Origin of the sequence: Nocardiopsis akebiae, assembly GCF_018316795.1 — a bacterium.
Lineage (GTDB): Bacteria > Actinomycetota > Actinomycetes > Streptosporangiales > Streptosporangiaceae > Nocardiopsis > Nocardiopsis dassonvillei.
On the sequence record NZ_CP074132.1, the window covers coordinates 3,043,493 to 3,061,202 of the forward strand.

Below are 17,710 nucleotides of genomic sequence, written 5' to 3' on the forward strand. Positions count from 1 at the left end.
GGGGCGCGGACCCCGCGGTGCCTCAGTCGGCGCGGGCGATGGCGATGGTCGCCCCGAGCCGGTGCCCGGCCTCGTAGAACATGTACTGCACGCCCCCGTCGGAGCCGAAGGAGGGTGCCGCGCTGCGGCCCGAGTCCGGCGGTCCGGCCATGGGGGTGTGCACCGTGCCCAGGTGGCGGCGCAGGCCGAAGTCGCGCCCCACCTCGGTCAGGCGGATGTCGCCCCGGTCGGTGTGGTAGGCGACGTAGGTGCCGTCGCCGCGTTCGACCAGGTGCGGGCCCGACAGGTCCGACACCCCCACGTCGGCGTGGTCCACGAGCGGGTCGGGGTCGAAGTCGAAGGTGATCCCGTCCGCCGACCACCCCCATCCGATGGAGCGGTGGTTGCTGGTGTCGTTGCGCATGAAGACCATGACGTAGCTCGCGCCCCGGTCGGGCAGGCGGTACTCGAAGACGCGTGCGTAGGAGGCCTCGGTGGTGCCCGGCACCATGGCCGTGGTCAGCACCTCTCCCTCGTAGGCGAAGTCGATGCCGTCGCGTGAGCGGGCCAGCCGCGTGGTGGTGTTCTCCCCGTGGAAGTACAGCCACATCTCGCGGTGTTCGGAGTTCCACATCACGTGCGGCGAGGAGACGTGGCTGACGTCGTAGTGGGGGGCCCACACGTTGGCCACGACGGGGTTGTGCGGGTACTCGGTGAAGGGCCCGTCGGGGCTGTCGGCGTAGGCCAGGCAGATGCCGCCGGGCCTCTCGTGCGGGGCGTAGTAGAGCAGGAAGCGGCCGGGCGCGTCGGCCAGGCGGCCCGCGGTCCCGCGCAGACACGGGAAGATCAGCTCCCCGGTCGGGTTGTAGCTGAGTTCGGCGGTGTCGAGCGCCTCGCGCAGGAACCGGTAGGCGGGCAGGACGTCCGCCGCCGCGGCGCCGACGGCCGTGGGCGCCGCGGTCGCTGCGGTCGCGGCCGCGGGGGTCAGCAGTCCCGGGGACAGGAGGGCGCCCGCCGCGGCGGCTCCGGCGCCCCGCAGGACCGTGCGGCGGTCGGGGGCGGCGGGGGAGCGGCGGGGGTGCGCGTCGTCGGACATGACGATTCCCTTCCGGAGCGGATCGGGGGGAGGCTCCGAGGCCCAGAGTCTTCACCAGCGGTGATGCGCCGGTCAAGGTTCTAATACGTATTAACGAAAGATCTCGTCTCCGGGTGGAAATCCGCCCGTCATCCCCTTGACATATGCCGTGGCGCGGCTCACAGTCGTCAACTAATGCGCATTAGCACGGCACGCAAGAGGAGAAACAGGTGACGCACGTCAGGAGGGCGGGGCCGCGGCGCCCCCGCCAGTCCGACATCGCGCGGGCGGCGGGGGTCTCCCAGGCCACGGTCTCGCTGGTGCTGCGGGGCACCCCCACCGGGATGTCCCTGGCCCGCGAGACCCGCCAGCGGGTGCTCGACGCAGCCGAGGAGCTGGGCTACGTTCCCGACCCGGTCGCCACCCGGCTGGCCTCGGCCAGCAACGCGATGCTGGGGCTGTACACCTTCAGCGCCACCTTCCCCACCGACGTGGCGCACTCCTACTACCCGGTCCTGGTCGGGGTGGAGGAGGAGGCCGCGGCCCAGGGGCAGGACCTGATCCTGTTCACCGGGTCCGCGCGGGCCGCCGCCAGCGCCGACGACCCGGCCGCGGTGCGGCGGGTGCGCGTGGCCGACGGCTGCCTGTTCTTCGGCCGCCACGTGCCCGACGAGCCCATCCGGCGCCTGGCCGAGGACGGCTTCCCGTTCGTCTACATCGGCCGCCGCGACGAGCCCGGCGTGCCCTACGTGGGCGCCGACTACGTCTCGGCCTCGGCGCAGGTGGTGGCGCGCCTGACCGGTCTGGGCCATCGCGAGCTGCGCTACCTGCGCGAACACGACCAGGCTCCGGCCTCGACCGACCGCGAGCGGGGCGTGCTGCGCGGCGCCCGCGCGGCCGGGATCGACACCGAGCGCTTGGTGGTGCGCACCGACGGCTCGGACCTGGACGAGCTGCTGCGGCGCTGGTCGGAGGAGGGCGTGACCGCCGTCGTGGTCGAGCAGACCGACACCGGCGCCGCACTGGACGGCCTGGCCGCCGCCGTGGAGCGGGCCGGTCTGCGCTGCCCCGGCGACCTCTCACTGGCCCTGCTGGGCGCGCCGACCGGGAACCGGGGCCGCGCCCCGGGCGGCGGCGCGGCCTACGGCGGCTTCGACGCCCCCCTGCGCGCGATGGGCCGCGACGCGGTCCGCCTGCTGCTGGAACTGATCGCGGGCGCCCACGGGGAGACCCCCCGGCGCCTGCTGCCCTGCGAGCCGGTGGAGGGCGGCACCATCGCCGCGCCCCGGACACGACACACCTGAGAAAGGCTCCAGATGACCGAGACCAGCACGGAGATCCTCGTCGTCGGCGGGGGACTGGGCGGTGTGGCCGCGGCCCTGGCCGCCGCCGACTCCGGCCGCCGCGTGGTGCTGACCGAGGAGACCGACTGGATCGGCGGGCAGCTCACCGCGCAGGCGGTGCCGCCCGACGAGAACCCGTGGATCGAGCGCTTCGGCTCCACCGCCTCCTACCGGCGCCTGCGCGAGGGCATCCGCGACCACTACCGGCGCGCCTACCCGCTGAGGGCCGAGGCCGCCTCCTCGCTCACCCTCAACCCCGGCGCGGGCCGGGTCAGCAAGCTGTGCCACGAGCCCCGTGTGGCCCTGGCGGTGCTGGAGGAGATGGTGGGCCCGCACCGCGCGGCCGGTCGCCTGACCGTCCTGCTGCGCCACCGGCCGGTGGCCGCCCGCACCGACGGCGACCGGGTGAGCGCGGTGGAGCTGGAGGACGATCGGGGACGCCGCCGCACGGTGAGCGCCGCCTACGTCCTGGACGCCACCGAGAACGGCGACCTGCTGCCGATGGCGGGCCTGGACCACGTCACCGGCGCCGAGGCGCGCTCCGAGCACGGCGAGCCGCACGCGCCCGAGACGGCCGACCCGACCAACCTCCAGGGCATCACCTACTGCTTCGCCATGTCGCACCACGACGGCGAGGACCACACCATCGAGCGCCCGGCGATGTACGACTTCTGGCGCTCCTACACGCCCGAGTTCTGGCCGGGGCCGCTGCTGGGCTTCTCGGCCCCCGACCCGCGCACGCTGGAGCCGGTGGCGCGTACGTTCGTGCCCAACCCCGACACCGACCCGCTGGCGGTGGCCGCCGACCAGAGCGCGGACGCGGGCGACAAGGAGCTGTGGGGCTTCCGGCGCATCCTTGCCCGGCGCATGCACCTGCCCGGCGCCTTCGACTCCGACATCACCCTGGCCAACTGGCCGCTCAACGACTACTGGCTCAAGCCCGCCCTGGAGATAGAGGGGCTGGTGGACGCCCGGACCGTCCGCGAGGCCCACGAGGAGGCCCGCCAGCTGTCGCTGTCGGTGCTCTACTGGCTCCAGACCGAGGCGCCCCGGGCCGACGGCGGCACCGGTTTCCCCGGGCTCAGGCCTCGGCCCGACGTGACCGGCACGGAGACGGGCCTGGCCAAGGCCGCCTACGTGCGCGAGTCCCGGCGCATCCGGGCGGTCACCACCGTCACCGAGCACGACGTGTCCCTGGACCTGCTGGGCCCGCACGGCATCGTGCGCCGCCACGACTCGGTGGGCGTGGGCAGCTACCGCATCGACCTGCACCCCTCCACGGGCGGCGACAACTACGTGGACGTGGCCAGCGTCCCGTTCGAGATCCCGCTGGGGGCCCTGCTGCCCGAGCGGGAGACCAACCTGCTGCCCGCCGCCAAGAACGTCGGCACCACCCACATCACCAACGGCTGCTTCCGGCTGCACCCGGTGGAGTGGAACATCGGCGAGGCCGCCGGGCGGCTGGCCGCCTTCGCCCTGGAGCACGGCACCACGCCGCACGCCGTGCGCGCCAAGGACGAGTTGCTGGAGGCCTTCACCGCCGTGCTGGACCGCACCGGAGTCGAGCGCCACTGGCCCGACGTGCGCGGCTACTGACCCCCCGCCCCCACCCGCACCCTCGCAGTCCCACTCCCCACCGCCCGACTCCCCACAGAAGGGGTGACCATGAGCGACGCGACCCCAACCCCGTCCCCGGGCCCCGGTTCCCATCCCGGCCCCGTGCGCATCGGCATCGACGTCGGCGGGACCTTCACCGACGCCGTGGCCGTCAGCGCCACCACCTACGCCCTGCTGGGCCAGGTCAAGGTGCCCACCAGCCACGACCACGCCGACGGGGTGGCCCACGGCATCATGACCGCGCTGGAACGCCTGCTCGGCGACATCGGCGTGCGCGCCCAGGACGTGGGCTTCCTCGCCCACGGCACCACCCAGGCCACCAACGCCCTGCTGGAGGGCGACGTGGCCACCATCGGCATCGTCGGGGTCGGCAGCGGCTACGACGCCTTCGCCACCCGCAGGCTGCGCTCCCTGGGCAAGCTGAGACTGGACTCGGGCCACCCGCTGCCCGTGCGCTACGCCGCGCTGCGCGAGCCCGACCGGGAGGGCGCGGCCCTGGCCAGCGTGGACCGGGTGGTCGCCGAGGGCGCCGAGGTCGTCGTCGCCGTCGAACCCTTCAGCGTCGACGACCCGCGCGGAGAGCTGGCCGTGCTGGAGGCCGCCCGCGTCCGGGGTGTCCCCGTCACCGCCACCCACGAGATCACCCAGCTCTACGGCCTCGGCAAACGCGCACGCACCGCCGCGCTCAACGCCGGGGTCATGCCGCGCATGCTCCAGACCGCCGACCTGGTCGAGCGCAGCATCCACGAGGCCGGTGTCACCGCCCCGCTCATGGTCATGCGCTGCGACGGCGGCGTGATGTCGCTGCCCGAGATGCGCCACCGGCCGCTGCTCACCGTGCTCTCCGGACCCGCGGCGGGCGTGGCGGGCGCCCTGATGGGCGAGAAGGTCGGCGAGGGCGTGTTCCTGGAGACCGGCGGCACCTCCACCGACATCAGCGTCATCCGGCGCGGGCGGGTGCAGATCCGCCACGCCCGCCTGGGCGGCAGGGAGACCTACCTGTCGGCGCTGGACGTGCGCACCGTGGGCATCGGCGGCGGCTCCCTCGTCCGGGTCGGCGGGGGCGAGGGCCCCGGCCGGGCGAGCCTGACCGACGTGGGACCGCGCAGCGCCCACATCGCCGGGCTGCCCTACGCCTGCTTCGCCGACCCGGCCGAGTTGGAGGGCGCCCGCCTGGTGCGGATCAGCCCCATGGCCTCCGACCCGGGCGACCACGCCGTCCTGGAGAGCGGCGGGCGGCGCTTCGCCCTGACCGTGACCTGTGCCGCCAACGCCGCCGGGCTCGTCCCCGAGGGCGACTACGCCCGCGCCGACGCCCGCGCGGCCCGCGCCGCCCTCGCCCCGCTGGCCGAGGCCCTGGGCGTGGAGGTGGAGGAGGCCGCCCGCGCGGTGCTGCACAAGGCCACCGAGCGCGTGGCCGCGGTCGTGGACGAGATGGTGGGCGACTACGGCCTGGACCGGCAGGTGTGCGCCCTGGTCGGCGGGGGCGGCGGCGCGGCCACCGTGACCCCCTACCTGGGTCGGCGCACCGGGCTGGACGCGCGCATCGCCGCGCACAGCGAGGTCATCAGCCCCCTGGGCGTGGCGCTGGCGCTGGTGCGCGAGTCGGTGGAGCGCATCATCCCCGGCGCGACCCACGCCGACGTGCTCGCGGTGCGCGCCGAGGCCGAGCAGGCGGTGCTGCGCCAGGGCGCGGACCCGGCGGGGATCGAGGTGGACGTCACCGTGGACCCCCAGCGCAATCTGGTGGCGGCCGTGGCCACGGGCGCCACCGAACTGCGCACCAAGGACCGCGCCGCCGCCGACGACGACGCCGGGGCCGGGGCGCGGGCCGCCGCGGCGGCCAGTCTGGGGGCCCGGCCGGCCGAACTGAGCGAGTACGCGGCCAACGGCCAGTACCGGGTGTTCGGGTTGGTGCGCAGGCCCGGTGGGCCGCTGGGACGCTTCGCCCGCGAACGCACCCACGTGCGGGTGGTGGACGCCGAAGGGGTGGTGCGCCTGCACAGCGCCGACGCCCTGGTGGACACGCTGGTGGCCGCCGAGGCCGAGGGGCGGCTCAAGGACCTGGTGGCCGAGCGCACCGCCTACGGCGACGGCGGGGCGCTGCCCCCGGCGGTGTGGCTGCTGCTGGGCCCCAAGTTCGCCGACCTGTCGGGGGTGCTGGACCCGGGGCACCTGGTCGCGCTGGCCTCGGCGGAGATCGCCCGCCGCGCCCCCGACGAGACGGTCGTCGCGGTCATGGAGAAGCGGCGGTGAGCGCGCACACGCCGCCGCGCGCGGCCCACGAACCGCCTTCCTTCGCGTCCGGGCCACCGGAACGCCCCGGCCGCGCCGAGCGCGCGTCCCGGCGCGCGGGCCGCCCGAAGCCCCCGTGGCACACGGAGCGTCCGGACCGGCGGGAGGCGGGGGAGCGGGCGCAGGCGCCCGGCGGGCACGGTAGCGGTGTCGCCCCCGAGTTGGCCGAGGAGTACGCGCGCATCGGCGCCGCCTCCGAGGAGGAGCTGGCCGCCGACCTGCTCGCGCTGACCGCCACCCACGAGGGCCGCGACCGCGACCTGCTGCTGTCCTGGGCCGCCACGGCTCTGCGCTTCGGTGAGCGCATGGCCGAGGAGGACGAGAACGCCGTAGCAGCCGCAGCGGACGGGGACTCCGGGGTCCCCGGGCCCGCTGGGGTCGCCAGGACTGCGGGGAGCACGGCGGCCAAGGGGGGCTCTGAGCGCCCTCAAGGGTCCTCATGCGACTCAGACACCTCTGAGGTGCCCAACGGCCCTGGTGCTCCAGGTGCCACGGGTTCCCCGGGCGGGGTGAGCGCTCCAGGCCGCGCTGGTCGTTCGGATCCGCACGTGGAGGAGCGGGCCGTCGGCGGGCTGCGTCCGGGCGAGGTCCTGCTCGCCGAGTACCTGCACCGGGCCCGCGGCGACCGGGTGGTCGTCTACGCCGACGCCCTCGACCACGCCCACCGCGTGGCCCGCGACGCCGGGTGGGGGCGCGACCTCACCCGCGCGGTCCTGCGCGAGACCGCGCTGGCCCACGAGCGCGCCCACCGGATGCTGCACGAGGGGCGGGGACGCGCGCTGCGGCGCGCACTCGACCACGTCCTGGTGCGCCTGGGGCCGCTGCGCCTGCGCGGACACGTGGTCGGCGCCGACGAGATCGCCGCGCACGCCTACGCCCGCCGCCGCGCGGGGTCGGGCCGCAGTCCGATCGCGCTCACCGCGGCCATCGCCGCCACCCTTGCCCACCGGGACGCGGGCCACGACCGGCCCGCCCCGCGAACCTCCCCCGGAGAACGCCCGTGACCGCCTTCGCAATCCTCCTCGCCATGGCGGTGGGCGTCGGCCTGATGCTGACGCGCCGCCTGCCCACCGCCTTCGCCCTGGTCCTGCTCTCCGTCGCGATCGCGCTCATCGCGGGCGCGCCCCTGACGGGGGAGGAGGGCAGCGTCACCGGGACGGTCGTCCAGGAGGGCGCGCCGCGCCTGGCCGCGACCATGATCGCCATCCTTCTGGGCAGCTGGCTGGGCACGCTGATGTCCGAGGCCGGGATCGCCTCCACCCTCGTGCGCAAGATCGTGGAGTTCGGCGGTGAACGCCCCTCGCTGGTCGCGGTCGGCGTCTTCGTCGTCGCGATCCTGTGCGGCAGCATCACCGGTTCGGCGCCCGCGGCCATGCTCGCCGGTGTGGTGGGCATCCCCGCGATGATCGCGGTCGGGGTCGCCCCCACCGTCGCGGCCGGGACCGTGCTGGTGGGCATCGCCGCCGGACTGCCCCTGGAGCTGATCAACTGGCAGTTCCTGTCCGACGCCATCGGGGTGCCGGTCTCCACCGTCCAGCACTTCCAGCTTCGCCTGTTCCCGATCGCGCTGGCGGGCGGGCTGGCCTACATCCTCATCGAGATGCGCCGCAAGGGAGCCCGGCACACCTGGGCGGTGCGGGTTCCGGCCGGGGCCGGGGGGAGCGGTTCGGACGGCGCCGGGACGAGGCCGCCGAGCCGCCGTCAGCGGGCCGCCGAGCGGCGCAGGCGGCGCGGGGACGCGCCCTGGTACGCGCTGGTCACGCCGCTGGTGCCGATCGTGCTGGCGCTGGGGCTGCACGTGCCCATCGTGCCCTCGCTGCTGGCCGGGGTGGTCTTCGCGCTGTTGACGGCCGTGCCCTGGCGGGAGATGTCCTCCACCGCGCTGCGCACGCTCTACCGGGCCTTCGACGTGGCCGCGCCGCCCATCGTGCTGTTCATCGCGATCGGCATGCTGCTGGCGGCGGTGAACCTGCCCGGGGCCGTCTCGGCGCTCACCCCGGTGGTGACCGCGATCAGCCCCGGCAGCCCGTGGCTGTTCGTGCTGGTCTTCGCCCTGCTGGTGCCGCTGGCCCTGTACCGGGGGCCGATGAACATCTTCGGTCTGGGCGCGGGTGTGGCCGGTGTGCTCATCTCCGGCGGCATCTACCCGGCTCCGGCGGTGCTGGGGCTGATGGCCTCCTACGGCCAGGTGCTGGGGGTGTCGGACCCCACCAGCACGCAGACGGTGTGGAGCGCGCAGTACGCGGGGGTGCGCCCGGAGCGGTCGATGCTCTCGACGCTGCCCTACACGTGGGTGATCGCCGTCGCCGGTCTGGTGCTGACGGTGTTCCTGTACCTGGTGTGAGGCCGGTGGGGCCGGGCGCGAGCCGGGTCCGAGTGGGCGGCGGGGAGTCCTTCGGGGCTCCCCGCCGCGGTGTGCGCGGGAGCGGGTACGGGCCCCGCGACACCGTGCCTTCACACGGCGGAAATATTGGCCTTACCAATCCATTGACGCCCGCGACCTGCGACTTGTACGCTTCCTCACATTGGTCAGGCCAATCAGGAGGTGCGGTGGACACGAACTTCGACGCCCTGGTCGAGGCGCTGGCGCCGGAGGCCAAGGCCGCCGGCACCGAGTCGCGCCTGATGACGGAGCGCGAGCTGGCCGAGCGGCTGGGCACGAGCCGGGCCACCGTCCGGGAGAACCTGGGCAGCCTGGAGATGCTCGGCATGGTGCGCCGCACCCAGGGGGCGGGCACGTTCTTCACCAAGCCCGACGCCTCCTTCGTGCAGTTCCTGTTCGGCCTCATGTCCAAGTTCGGCCACATCGACGACGACAGCGTCGAACGCGCCCGGGAGATGATGGAGGTCGCAGTGGTCCAGGAGGCCGCCGACCGCGCCGACGAGGAGGACGTGCGCGTGCTGCGCGGCCACGTCGAGGACATGGTCCGGGCCACCGCCGCGGGCGACGCCGAGGCCGGGCACGAGGCCGACTACGCCTTCCACAAGAAGCTGTTCCAGATCGCCGACAACCCGGTGATCGAGTTCTTCGTCGACGGCATGAGCCTGGCGCTCAAGGACGTCCTCGCCCACAAGCGGGCCCTGGCCCTGGACATCGAGGCCCGCGCCGCCGGAGGCGGCGACGAGGAGCCCCGCAGGACGGACACCGTCCACACGCCCATCGTCGACGCCGTCGAGGCGCACGACCGCAGCGCCGCCGCGGCCGCGATGGTGGAGCACTTCACCCTGTGGCGCCGCATCACCGAGGGCGCCGCGCCCGCCGACGGGCGCTAGCCGGACACCGCCCGGCCCGAAACACCCCCCGCGGGGGAGAAGGAAGACACATGGACACCACACCAGCTCCACAGCCGTGCCCGAAAACGGCCGTGATGTTCGTCGGCGTCGGCGCCATCGGCCTGCCCATGGCCCTCCAGGTCGCCGCGGCCGGGCACACCGTGGTCGGCGTGGACCCCTCGCCGCACCGCCGCGAGCAGGCCCGCGGCCAGGGCCTGCGCACCCAGCCCGACACCGCCGGAATCGGCGAGGCCGACGTCGTCATCGTCATGGTCGCCACCCCCGACCAGCTGCGCGCCGCGGTCACCGCCCCGGGCGGCGCCCTGGAGGCCATGCGCGCCGACGCGGTGCTCGTGGTCATGAGCACCGTCGGCCCCGGCCCCGTGCGCGAGGTCGCCGACCGCGCGCGCGAGCGCGGGGTGCGGCTGCTGGACGTGCCGGTCACCGGAGGGGTGGCCGGGGCCCGGCGCGCGGCCCTGACCCTGTTCGCCTCCGGCGACCCCGAGGCCCTCCGGAGGTGCGGGCCGGTGCTGGAGGCCATGGGCACGGTGCGCGACTGCGGCGACCAGCCCGGACGCGGACAGTCCTACAAGGTCGTCAACCAGCTCCTGTGCTCGGTGCACATCGCCGCAGCGGCCGAGTCGCTGGCCCTGGCCGAACGCCTCGGGCTCGACCCCGCCGACGTGCTGGAGGCCGTCTCCGGCGGCGCCGGGGGCTCCTGGATGCTCGGCGACCGCGGCCCGCGCATGCTGCCGGACGGCCCCGACGAGATCACCAGCACCATCGGGATCTTCGTCAAGGACTCCGGGCTCGTCGCCGACACCGCCGAGGAGGCAGGGTTCTCCGCCCCGCTGCTCCTGGCCGCCCGCGACGCCTACACCAGGGCCGCCGAGGCCGGTCTGATCGACCACGACGACTCCCAGGTCATCCGGGTCTACCGGGACTGACCCCGCCGGGCCCCGCCCGGCCCCACCGCCCCCCGTCACCGCGCGGCGCCGACGGTCCCCCCAGCATGCCCGGAGAACGCCTTCGGAGCGGTGCGCGGGACCCGCGCCGCCACGACAGAGAGAACCCGAGCCCATGGACGCCCTCGTACTCGCACTGATCGCCCTGGGGGCGATCGGCGCGCTGCTCGTCCTCATCATCCGCTTCAACGTCCCCGCCTTCGTCGCCCTCCTACTGGTCAGCGTCGGCACCGCCCTGGCCACTGGCATGCCCTTCGAGGACGTGGTGCCCACCATCGTGGAAGGACTGGGCGGCACCCTGGGCAACGTGGCCCTCCTGGTGGGGCTGGGCGCGATGCTCGGCGCCATCGTCGAGCACTCCGGCGGCGCGGACGCGCTCTCCGAGCGCTTCAGCGCGCTGCTCGGCCCGGCCAGGGTGGGCGTGGCGCTGCTGATCGCCTCGTCGGTGATCGCGGTCCCGATCTTCTTCGACGTCGCCTTCATCGTCCTGGTCCCGATCATCTACGCCTTCTCGCGGGCGGCCCGCCTGCCCTCGCCCATGCGCATCGGCCTGCCCATCGCCGGGCTGATGCTCTTCATCCACGTGGTGCTGCCGCCCCACCCCGGCATCGTCGGCAGCTCCGTGCTCACCGGCGCCGACATGGGGCTGGTCACCCTCCTGGGCGCCGCGCTCATCCTTCCGGTGGGCGTGGTCGCCCACTACACGGCGAAGCTGCTCAACCGGCGCGCGTACGCCATGCTGCCCTCCACCGCCGAACTGTACGAGCAGAACACCGGCGAACCCGGACCCGGCGGTACGGGCGGTGGCACCGGAACCCCGGCCGACACGGGCGGGACGGACGGCGCTGGCGCCTCCGGCGCGGCCAAGGTCTCCACCCGCCCCAGGGTGGAACCGCAGCGCCCGCCCAGCGCCGCCGCGGTGATCACGGTCATCGCCGTGCCCATCCTCATGATCGGACTCCAGACCGTCGCCGGACTCTTCCTGGAGGAGGGCTCCACGCCCCTGCGCTTCCTGACCATGGTCGGGGCCCCGCCCTTCGCGCTGCTCACCGGCTGCCTGCTGGCCCTGTACCTGCTGGGCGTGCGCCGCGGCTGGTCGATGCGTTCGGTCGGCTCGGTCATGGACGCCGCGCTCGCCCCGGCGGCTGTGGTCGTGTTCGTGACCGGCGCGGGCGGCGCGTTCGCCGGGGTGCTCACCGCCAGCGGCATCGGCGAGGTGCTCTCGGAGAGCATGCTCGGCCTGGGACTGCCGCTGCTGCTCCTGGCCTTCTGCCTGGCCGCGCTGCTGCGGGCGGCCCAGGGCTCGGCCACCGTCTCGGCCCTGACCACCTCCGGGCTCCTGGCCGAGGCCATCGCCTCGGGCGGTTACAGCGGTCTGGAGATCGCCCTGGTCAACCTCGCCATCGGCTGCGGCGCCATCTGCCTGTCCCACGTCAACGACTCCGGCTTCTGGATCGTCTCGCGCTACCTGGGCCTGTCGGTGCGCGACGCCCTGCGCACCTGGAGCGTGCTCGTCACGGTCCTGGGCACGAGCGGATTCGCCCTCGTCGGCCTCACCTGGGCGCTGGTCTGAACCCCGCGTCCCGGACGGGACGCGCCGCCCCCCGCACCCACACCCTTCGCACACCGAGGAAGGTCACCATGAACCAGACCGCCATCAGACCCGGAGGCGGCGTCGACACCGCCAGGCTGGAGCGGTTGCGCGCCGCCGCCTACCGCATCCGGCTCAACGCCCTCACCCAGGCCCAGGTCCAGGGACAGGGCTACATCGGCCAGGCCCTCGGCTTCGCCGACGTGCTCGCCGCCCTGTACGCCGACCACCTGCGGCTGCGCCCCGAGGAACCGGAGTGGGAGGGGCGCGACCGCTGCCTGCTCAGCATCGGCCACTACGCCATCGCCCTGTACGCCGCCCTGGCCGAGGCGGGGATCATCCCCGAGGAGGAGCTGACCACCTACGCCACCGACGACTCGCGCCTGCCGATGTCGGGCATGGCCACCTACACGCCGGGGATGGAGATCTCCGGCGGCTCCCTGGGCCACGGGCTGGGGATCGCGGTGGGCGTCGGCCTGGGGCTGCGCCGCAAGGGCAACCCCGCCCGCGTGTACGACCTGCTCTCCGACGGCGAGCTCAGCGAGGGCTCCACGTGGGAGGCGGTCCAGGCCGCGGCCCACCACCGCCTGGACAACGTCACCGCCATCGTGGACATGAACCGCCAGGTGGCCGACGGTCCCGCCCAGGAGGTCATGGGCACCGAACCCGCCGACGAGAAGCTGCGCGTCAGCGGATGGCACACCCTGCGGGTGGACGGCAACGACGTGGCCGCCGTCGCGGCGGCCCTGGACGAGCTGCGCGAGCACCGAGGATCGCCCACGGCGCTGGTGTGCGACACCAGGATCGGCGCGGGGGTGCCGATGCTGGAGAGCAGGGAGAAGCTGCACTTCATGCGGGTGGCCGAGGACGAGTGGCAGACCGCGCGCGAGCAGCTGCGCCAGGGATACGAGGGGTACACGGCATGAGCACCACCACCAGCAACACCACTAGCACCGGCGGCACCGGCGGCGTCGGTGGCAGGAAGCTGACGTCGGACGCCATGATCGCCTCGATCGCGGAGGAGGGCGCCCGCACCGTCCAGGCGCCCCTGGGGCACGCCCTGGTGCGCGCCGCGCGCGAGGACGACCGCGTCGTGGGGTTGTCGGCGGACCTGGCCAAGTACACCGACATGCACGTCTTCCGCGACGCCATGCCCGACCGCTTCCACCAGATGGGCATGGCCGAACAGGTGATGATGGGCGCCGCGGCCGGGCTGGCGATGGAGGGGTTCGTGCCCTTCGCCTCCACCTATTCGGTCTTCGCCACCCGCCGCGCCTACGACTTCCTGTGCCTGGACATCGCCGAGCCGCGCCTGAACGTCAACGTCGTCGCGGCGCTGCCCGGCCTGACCACCGGCTACGGGCCCAGCCACCAGGCCACCGAGGACATCGCCCTGCTGCGGGGCATCCCCGGGATGGTGATCGTGGACCCGTGCGACTCGGTGGACATCGAGCAGGCGGTCCCGCAGTTGATCGCGCACGAGGGGCCCACCTACACCCGCATCCTGCGCGGCGCGGTGCCCACGGTGCTGGACGAGTACGACTACGAGTTCCGGCTGGGCGAGGCCGCGCTCCTGCGCGGCGGCGACGACGTCCTGTTCGTCTCCTCGGGGATGATGACCGAGCGCGCGCTGCGCGCCGCCGCGGAACTGGAGGCCGACCGGATCGGTGTGGCGGTCCTGCACGTGCCCACCATCAAGCCGCTGGACGTGGAGACGGTCCTGGAACAGGTGGGCCGGGACCGCAGGGTGTTCGTGCTGGAGAACCATTCGGTCGTGGGCGGACTGTTCGAATCGGTGGCCTCCGCGCTGGTCCAGCGAGGGGTGGCCCGGCGGATGGAGCACATCGGGCTGCCGGACGAGTTCCTGGACGCGGGGGCGCTGCCGACCCTCTACGACCGCTACGGCGTGTCCGTTCCCAGGATCGTGGAGAGGGTGCGCGCCTCGCTGTGACGGGTCGGGTCGTTCTGGCCCGGGCGGAATGAGGTGCGAGGTGACGTGATGGGGCGGGCCCCGGCCGGGAGAGGAGAGCCGAGCCCGTGAAGGTGCGGTGGGGAGTTCTTCGGGATTCCCCGCCGCACCTGTTCGAGGAGGCGGGGTATGCGAGGCAGGTGGTCAACGCCTGCTGTACGCGCGTGGCTGCTCGCTCCTGCGGTGCCTGCTGCCGCGTAGTGGTGCGGGAGGGCGACCAACGCCCGGGGTTGGGTGATGGTCGGGCTCTGCTGCGGTGGCAGCGAAGGCGGCGGGGCTGGCGGGCCTCGGGCAACGCTACCGGCCCCCGGGGCGGGGGCGGGCGACGCTGGCAGCGACGAGGGTGGGCGTGGGGCCCGGGCCGCCTGTTTTACGCGGGCGTGCCGGACACGGGCATGCCGGGGACCGGCACGACCCGGGGGTCATTCCCGGCGTGGGGGAACGGGAATCCTGTCGGGCGGATGGTGCCGTTTCCTCTGCTGGTGTGTGCGTAGTTCGCGTTGGTACTTGGCCCGGTTGTGCGGCCCGCACAACGGTTGCAGGTTCGCCACCACCGTGCGCCCTCCCCGGGAGAACGACCGCACGTGGTCGGCCTGGCACAACGCCACCGGCACCTCACACCCTTGCGGGTGGGCGCAGGTGGTGTGCCCGTGGAAGGCTGCCGCCCGCTGCCGCGCTGAGGCCAACCGTCGGCCGGGCCCCACGTCCAGCACCTGCCCGGTGGGCGGTGCGGTGAGCATCCGCACCACCTCGGAGTCGGCGGCCAACTCGTGCACCAGCCCGACCGGGATCACCCGGCCGTGCTCGTCCAGCGCCGGAACTTCCTGACCCTGGTCGTCCAGGTAGGTCTGTACGGGCACGACGATGCGGATCTGCGCCAACGGGCCGGGAGCGTTGTCACATCCGGTGTGGGTGGTGGCGAAACGCAGCGCCGCGATGAGCGCGTCGTGCTCACGCTGGGACCGGGACCGGGTGTCGTCCTGGCTGGGCGGGGCGGTGAAGGTGTCGATGGCCGCGCGCACGACCAACGCATCCCCACTACCGCCCCAGGCCTGCAACTGGTAGCTGCCCTGGAAGGTCTCGTGCAGGCTCAGGCCACGGGCCGCGTGGGCGGCGGCGTGGTCGCGGTCCAGGCGGTGGGGGTCCAAACGGTAGGCGACCTGGCGGGCCACCGACTGGAGCTGGTTGACCGACAACGCGGGCCGCTCCGCCTTGGCCGCCACCAGAGCCGACTCGAACCCCTGCCGGTACTCCCCCTGATCGGGGAAATGGTCCTCGTCACGGGCCTGGACGGCTTTGTCGGTGGCCTTGGCGATCACCACCGCCTCACCCAACACCACCCGCCCCTTCTCCACCGCTTCCACCGTGGCGGGCAGGGTTTCCTCGTGCACGTGCTGGGCCAGACGGGCCAAATCCTTGGCCTGAGCGGTGGGCAGCGCGGCGTGGTGCACCAGCCACTTGTCCAACGTGGAGTAACCGCTGTAGCGGGCCACCGCACCACGCGCGTACAAACGCGCCATCCGCGCCAGAGCCCGGTAGCGGATCTGGTCCAGTTGGGCCCACAGCGCCGCGATCTCCTCAGCGGCCGCCTCGTCCGCCCCGGGCGGGACCTCGGTGTTCAACGCCCGGTCGATGATCTCGCGCGCACCGGCCAGCGCGGCCACGGCCGGGGAACATCCCCCGGGAGCCGCCTCGGGCGCTGCGATCATCATCTCCATACTTCTTATTATAGGCCAGCACCCGCCCTTTCCTCCACTGTTCACAACCTCGATTTCCTCCTTTCTTTCTGGAGGCCTATTTTGCTTCATGGGTTGCAATTGGGTCGAACTAAAAGCTGCCCGAAAAGGCGCAGCCAAAATGGCGCCTTGGTCTTGGTGGTGCCGTCGCCCGCCCCGGCCGCAGGGGCCGGGGTCGTTGCCCGAGGCCGGAGGGTCCGCTTGCCGTTGGTGCCGACGCAGCAGAGCCCGACCATCCCTACACCTGGGCGTTGGTCGCCCTCCGGTGGTCGCTCCCGCCTTTGGTGCCGCTTTTCGCCGGTCGCCCACACCCCCCACCCGGCCCCGGACGTTCCCCGCCGTCCGTGCCCTTTCGCGGCAGCTGGCGCGCTTTCGCTGCTGCCAAAAAACCCCTGCCAAGAAACGCGTAGAGGAGAAACCTATGGGCGGCCTCTCCCTGCCCCTCGCTGGCGCGGGATGTTTCAGGGCACGCCGAAACGCTCACCGGGTGGGATCCCCCCTATTTCCAGGAAACCATCACCGCATCACCCACGACCAGCCCCAATTCCCACCTGTGGAAGACACGGGAGCGGCCCCGGGCGATCGCCCGGGGCCGGAACGTGGACCTGGCCCGTATGGAGGAGGCCGTGCGCGGGGAACTCGGAGACTTCCCGCTCGTGGTCGACGCCAACCAGCAGTGGAACCGGGGCTCGGCCGCGCGCATGGGCCGCCTCCTGGGCCGGTTCGACCTGCTCCGGATCGAGGAGCCGCTGGACGCCTACGACGTCCGGGGTCGCGCGGACCTGGCGCGCGAGCTGGCCACGCCCGTCGCCACCGGCCAGATGCTCACCAGCCCCGCCGAGTACGAGGCGCTGATCCGGGCCGGTGCCGTGGGCTTCATGCAGCCGGACGCGCCGCGGGTCGGGGGGCATCACCCCCGTTCCTGGACGTCATGGCCCAGGGGCGCAGGGCCGGAGCGCGGATGGCGTCGCACTTCGCCATGGAGATCCACCTGCACCCGGCCGCTGCCTACGAACTCGACCCCGGGAGCACTTCGACTGGCTCCAGCCCCTGTTCGAGGAGCGGTTGGAGACCGCGGGCGGGCGCATGCTCGTTCCGGCCCGGCCCGGCCCGGCCGGGCCTGGGCTGCACGATCAGCGAGCAGGTCCGCGCCTGGACCGCCCCGAGGACCCGGGTGGACGCCGACGGCCGCACGGACATGAAGGGCGGACCGGCCGCGCCGCGGGGCCACCGGACCCGGCCGCGCGGGTTCAGGACAGCGCGCGAAACCCCCGCGCGTCCGCTCCGCCCAGCAGCGCCACGCTCAGCCACATCCCCGGCAGCTCCTCGGCGGGCACGTCGGTGTCGGTCACGATCCGCTCCACCGGGACGTCCAGCGGCGCGGTCGCCGGGTGCAGCGGTGTCATCAGTTCGGCCCTGCTGCCCATGGTGAGCAGCACCTGCACGGCGGTCCGCCCCCGGTGCCCCTCGGGCAGGGAGTAGGGCACGGTCACCCTCCAGCGCATGTTCGTGGGCAGGCTGTCCGGAGCGCGAAATCCCCAGTACCAGGCCTCCTGGTCGGACATCTCCACCACCAGCGACGACACGGGGACCTCGGTCTCCTCGTCCGCCGGAGCGATCGTCCAGTCCCGGCCCATCACGGCGTCCTGGGGCCTTCGCGCCTCGCGCTGCCACCACCTGTGGCGGCGCAGGGCCAGGTAGTCCTCGACCATTCCTCCCGACCCCGCCCTGCCGTCTGTCTCGTCCACCCGGTGTACTCCTTCAGGGGGCGTGGCGCGCCGCGCCGCGCGCCGCACGGCGCGGTCCCCCGGTCCGCGGACGGCGTCACCGGCCCGTCCATGGGACGGAGCACACCGTTCAAGGGGAC

Annotated in this window: 14 protein-coding genes; 11 read left to right on the forward strand and 3 right to left on the reverse strand. The window is 73.7% G+C overall.

The window, feature by feature from the left end; translation table 11 throughout:
• Positions 1–22: 22 nt before the first annotated feature.
• The gene (locus KGD83_RS13030; protein ID WP_212644012.1) at positions 23–1,075 is read right to left on the reverse strand and encodes a glycoside hydrolase family protein; all 1,053 of its coding nucleotides are present in this window, start codon (positions 1,073–1,075) and stop codon (positions 23–25) included.
• A 209-nt stretch (positions 1,076–1,284) separates the two neighbouring features.
• On the opposite strand from KGD83_RS13030, the gene KGD83_RS13035 reads away from it, so the two are divergent.
• The 10 genes from KGD83_RS13035 to KGD83_RS13080 all read left to right on the forward strand — a co-directional run bounded on the left by KGD83_RS13035 (position 1,285) and on the right by KGD83_RS13080 (position 14,089).
• Positions 1,285–2,358 carry a LacI family DNA-binding transcriptional regulator gene (locus KGD83_RS13035; RefSeq protein ID WP_212644013.1) on the forward strand — a complete coding sequence of 358 codons (1,074 nt, stop codon included), beginning with the start codon at positions 1,285–1,287 and terminating at the stop codon, positions 2,356–2,358.
• 12 nt (positions 2,359–2,370) lie between these two features.
• On the forward strand, positions 2,371–3,993 hold the full coding sequence (locus tag KGD83_RS13040; protein ID WP_212644014.1) for an FAD-dependent oxidoreductase: 1,623 nt from the start codon (positions 2,371–2,373) through the stop codon (positions 3,991–3,993).
• Between the two features lie 69 nt (positions 3,994–4,062).
• Entirely contained in the window at positions 4,063–6,270 is a 2,208-nt protein-coding gene (locus KGD83_RS13045) for a hydantoinase/oxoprolinase family protein (RefSeq protein WP_212644015.1), read from the forward strand.
• On the forward strand, positions 6,267–7,313 hold the full coding sequence (locus KGD83_RS13050; RefSeq protein ID WP_212644016.1) for a hypothetical protein: 1,047 nt from the start codon (positions 6,267–6,269) through the stop codon (positions 7,311–7,313). Before KGD83_RS13045 ends, KGD83_RS13050 begins: the two co-directional genes overlap by 4 nt.
• Positions 7,310–8,653: a transporter gene (locus KGD83_RS13055; protein WP_212644017.1), complete on the forward strand. Its 1,344-nt coding sequence runs from the start codon at positions 7,310–7,312 to the stop codon at positions 8,651–8,653. Before KGD83_RS13050 ends, KGD83_RS13055 begins: the two co-directional genes overlap by 4 nt.
• Before the next feature lie 206 nt (positions 8,654–8,859).
• Positions 8,860–9,582, forward strand: a complete 723-nt coding sequence (locus tag KGD83_RS13060) for a FadR/GntR family transcriptional regulator (RefSeq protein ID WP_212644018.1) — start codon at positions 8,860–8,862, stop codon at positions 9,580–9,582.
• Positions 9,583–9,632: 50 nt separating this feature from the next.
• The gene (locus KGD83_RS13065) at positions 9,633–10,529 is read left to right on the forward strand and encodes an NAD(P)-dependent oxidoreductase (protein WP_212644019.1); all 897 of its coding nucleotides are present in this window, start codon (positions 9,633–9,635) and stop codon (positions 10,527–10,529) included.
• Positions 10,530–10,662: 133 nt separating this feature from the next.
• A complete protein-coding gene (locus KGD83_RS13070; protein WP_212644020.1) occupies positions 10,663–12,120 on the forward strand; it encodes a GntT/GntP/DsdX family permease in 1,458 nt (485 codons plus the stop codon).
• Between the two features lie 68 nt (positions 12,121–12,188).
• Entirely contained in the window at positions 12,189–13,064 is an 876-nt protein-coding gene (locus KGD83_RS13075) for a transketolase (RefSeq protein WP_212644021.1), read from the forward strand.
• Positions 13,061–14,089 carry a transketolase family protein gene (locus KGD83_RS13080; protein WP_212644022.1) on the forward strand — a complete coding sequence of 343 codons (1,029 nt, stop codon included), beginning with the start codon at positions 13,061–13,063 and terminating at the stop codon, positions 14,087–14,089. The genes KGD83_RS13075 and KGD83_RS13080 overlap by 4 nt, the downstream gene beginning before the upstream one ends.
• 440 nt (positions 14,090–14,529) lie before the next feature.
• Here KGD83_RS13080 and KGD83_RS13085 read toward each other — a convergent pair whose 3' ends face one another.
• Positions 14,530–15,816: an HNH endonuclease signature motif containing protein gene (locus KGD83_RS13085; protein WP_212644407.1), complete on the reverse strand. Its 1,287-nt coding sequence runs from the start codon at positions 15,814–15,816 to the stop codon at positions 14,530–14,532.
• 641 nt (positions 15,817–16,457) lie between these two features.
• Between KGD83_RS13085 and KGD83_RS13090 the strand changes: the two genes are divergently transcribed.
• On the forward strand, positions 16,458–17,045 hold the full coding sequence (locus KGD83_RS13090; protein WP_275956957.1) for an enolase C-terminal domain-like protein: 588 nt from the start codon (positions 16,458–16,460) through the stop codon (positions 17,043–17,045).
• 48 nt (positions 17,046–17,093) lie between these two features.
• On the opposite strand, the gene KGD83_RS13095 is transcribed toward KGD83_RS13090, so the two are convergent.
• Positions 17,094–17,591: a hypothetical protein gene (locus KGD83_RS13095; protein ID WP_212644023.1), complete on the reverse strand. Its 498-nt coding sequence runs from the start codon at positions 17,589–17,591 to the stop codon at positions 17,094–17,096.
• Between the last annotated feature and the right edge of the window lie 119 nt (positions 17,592–17,710).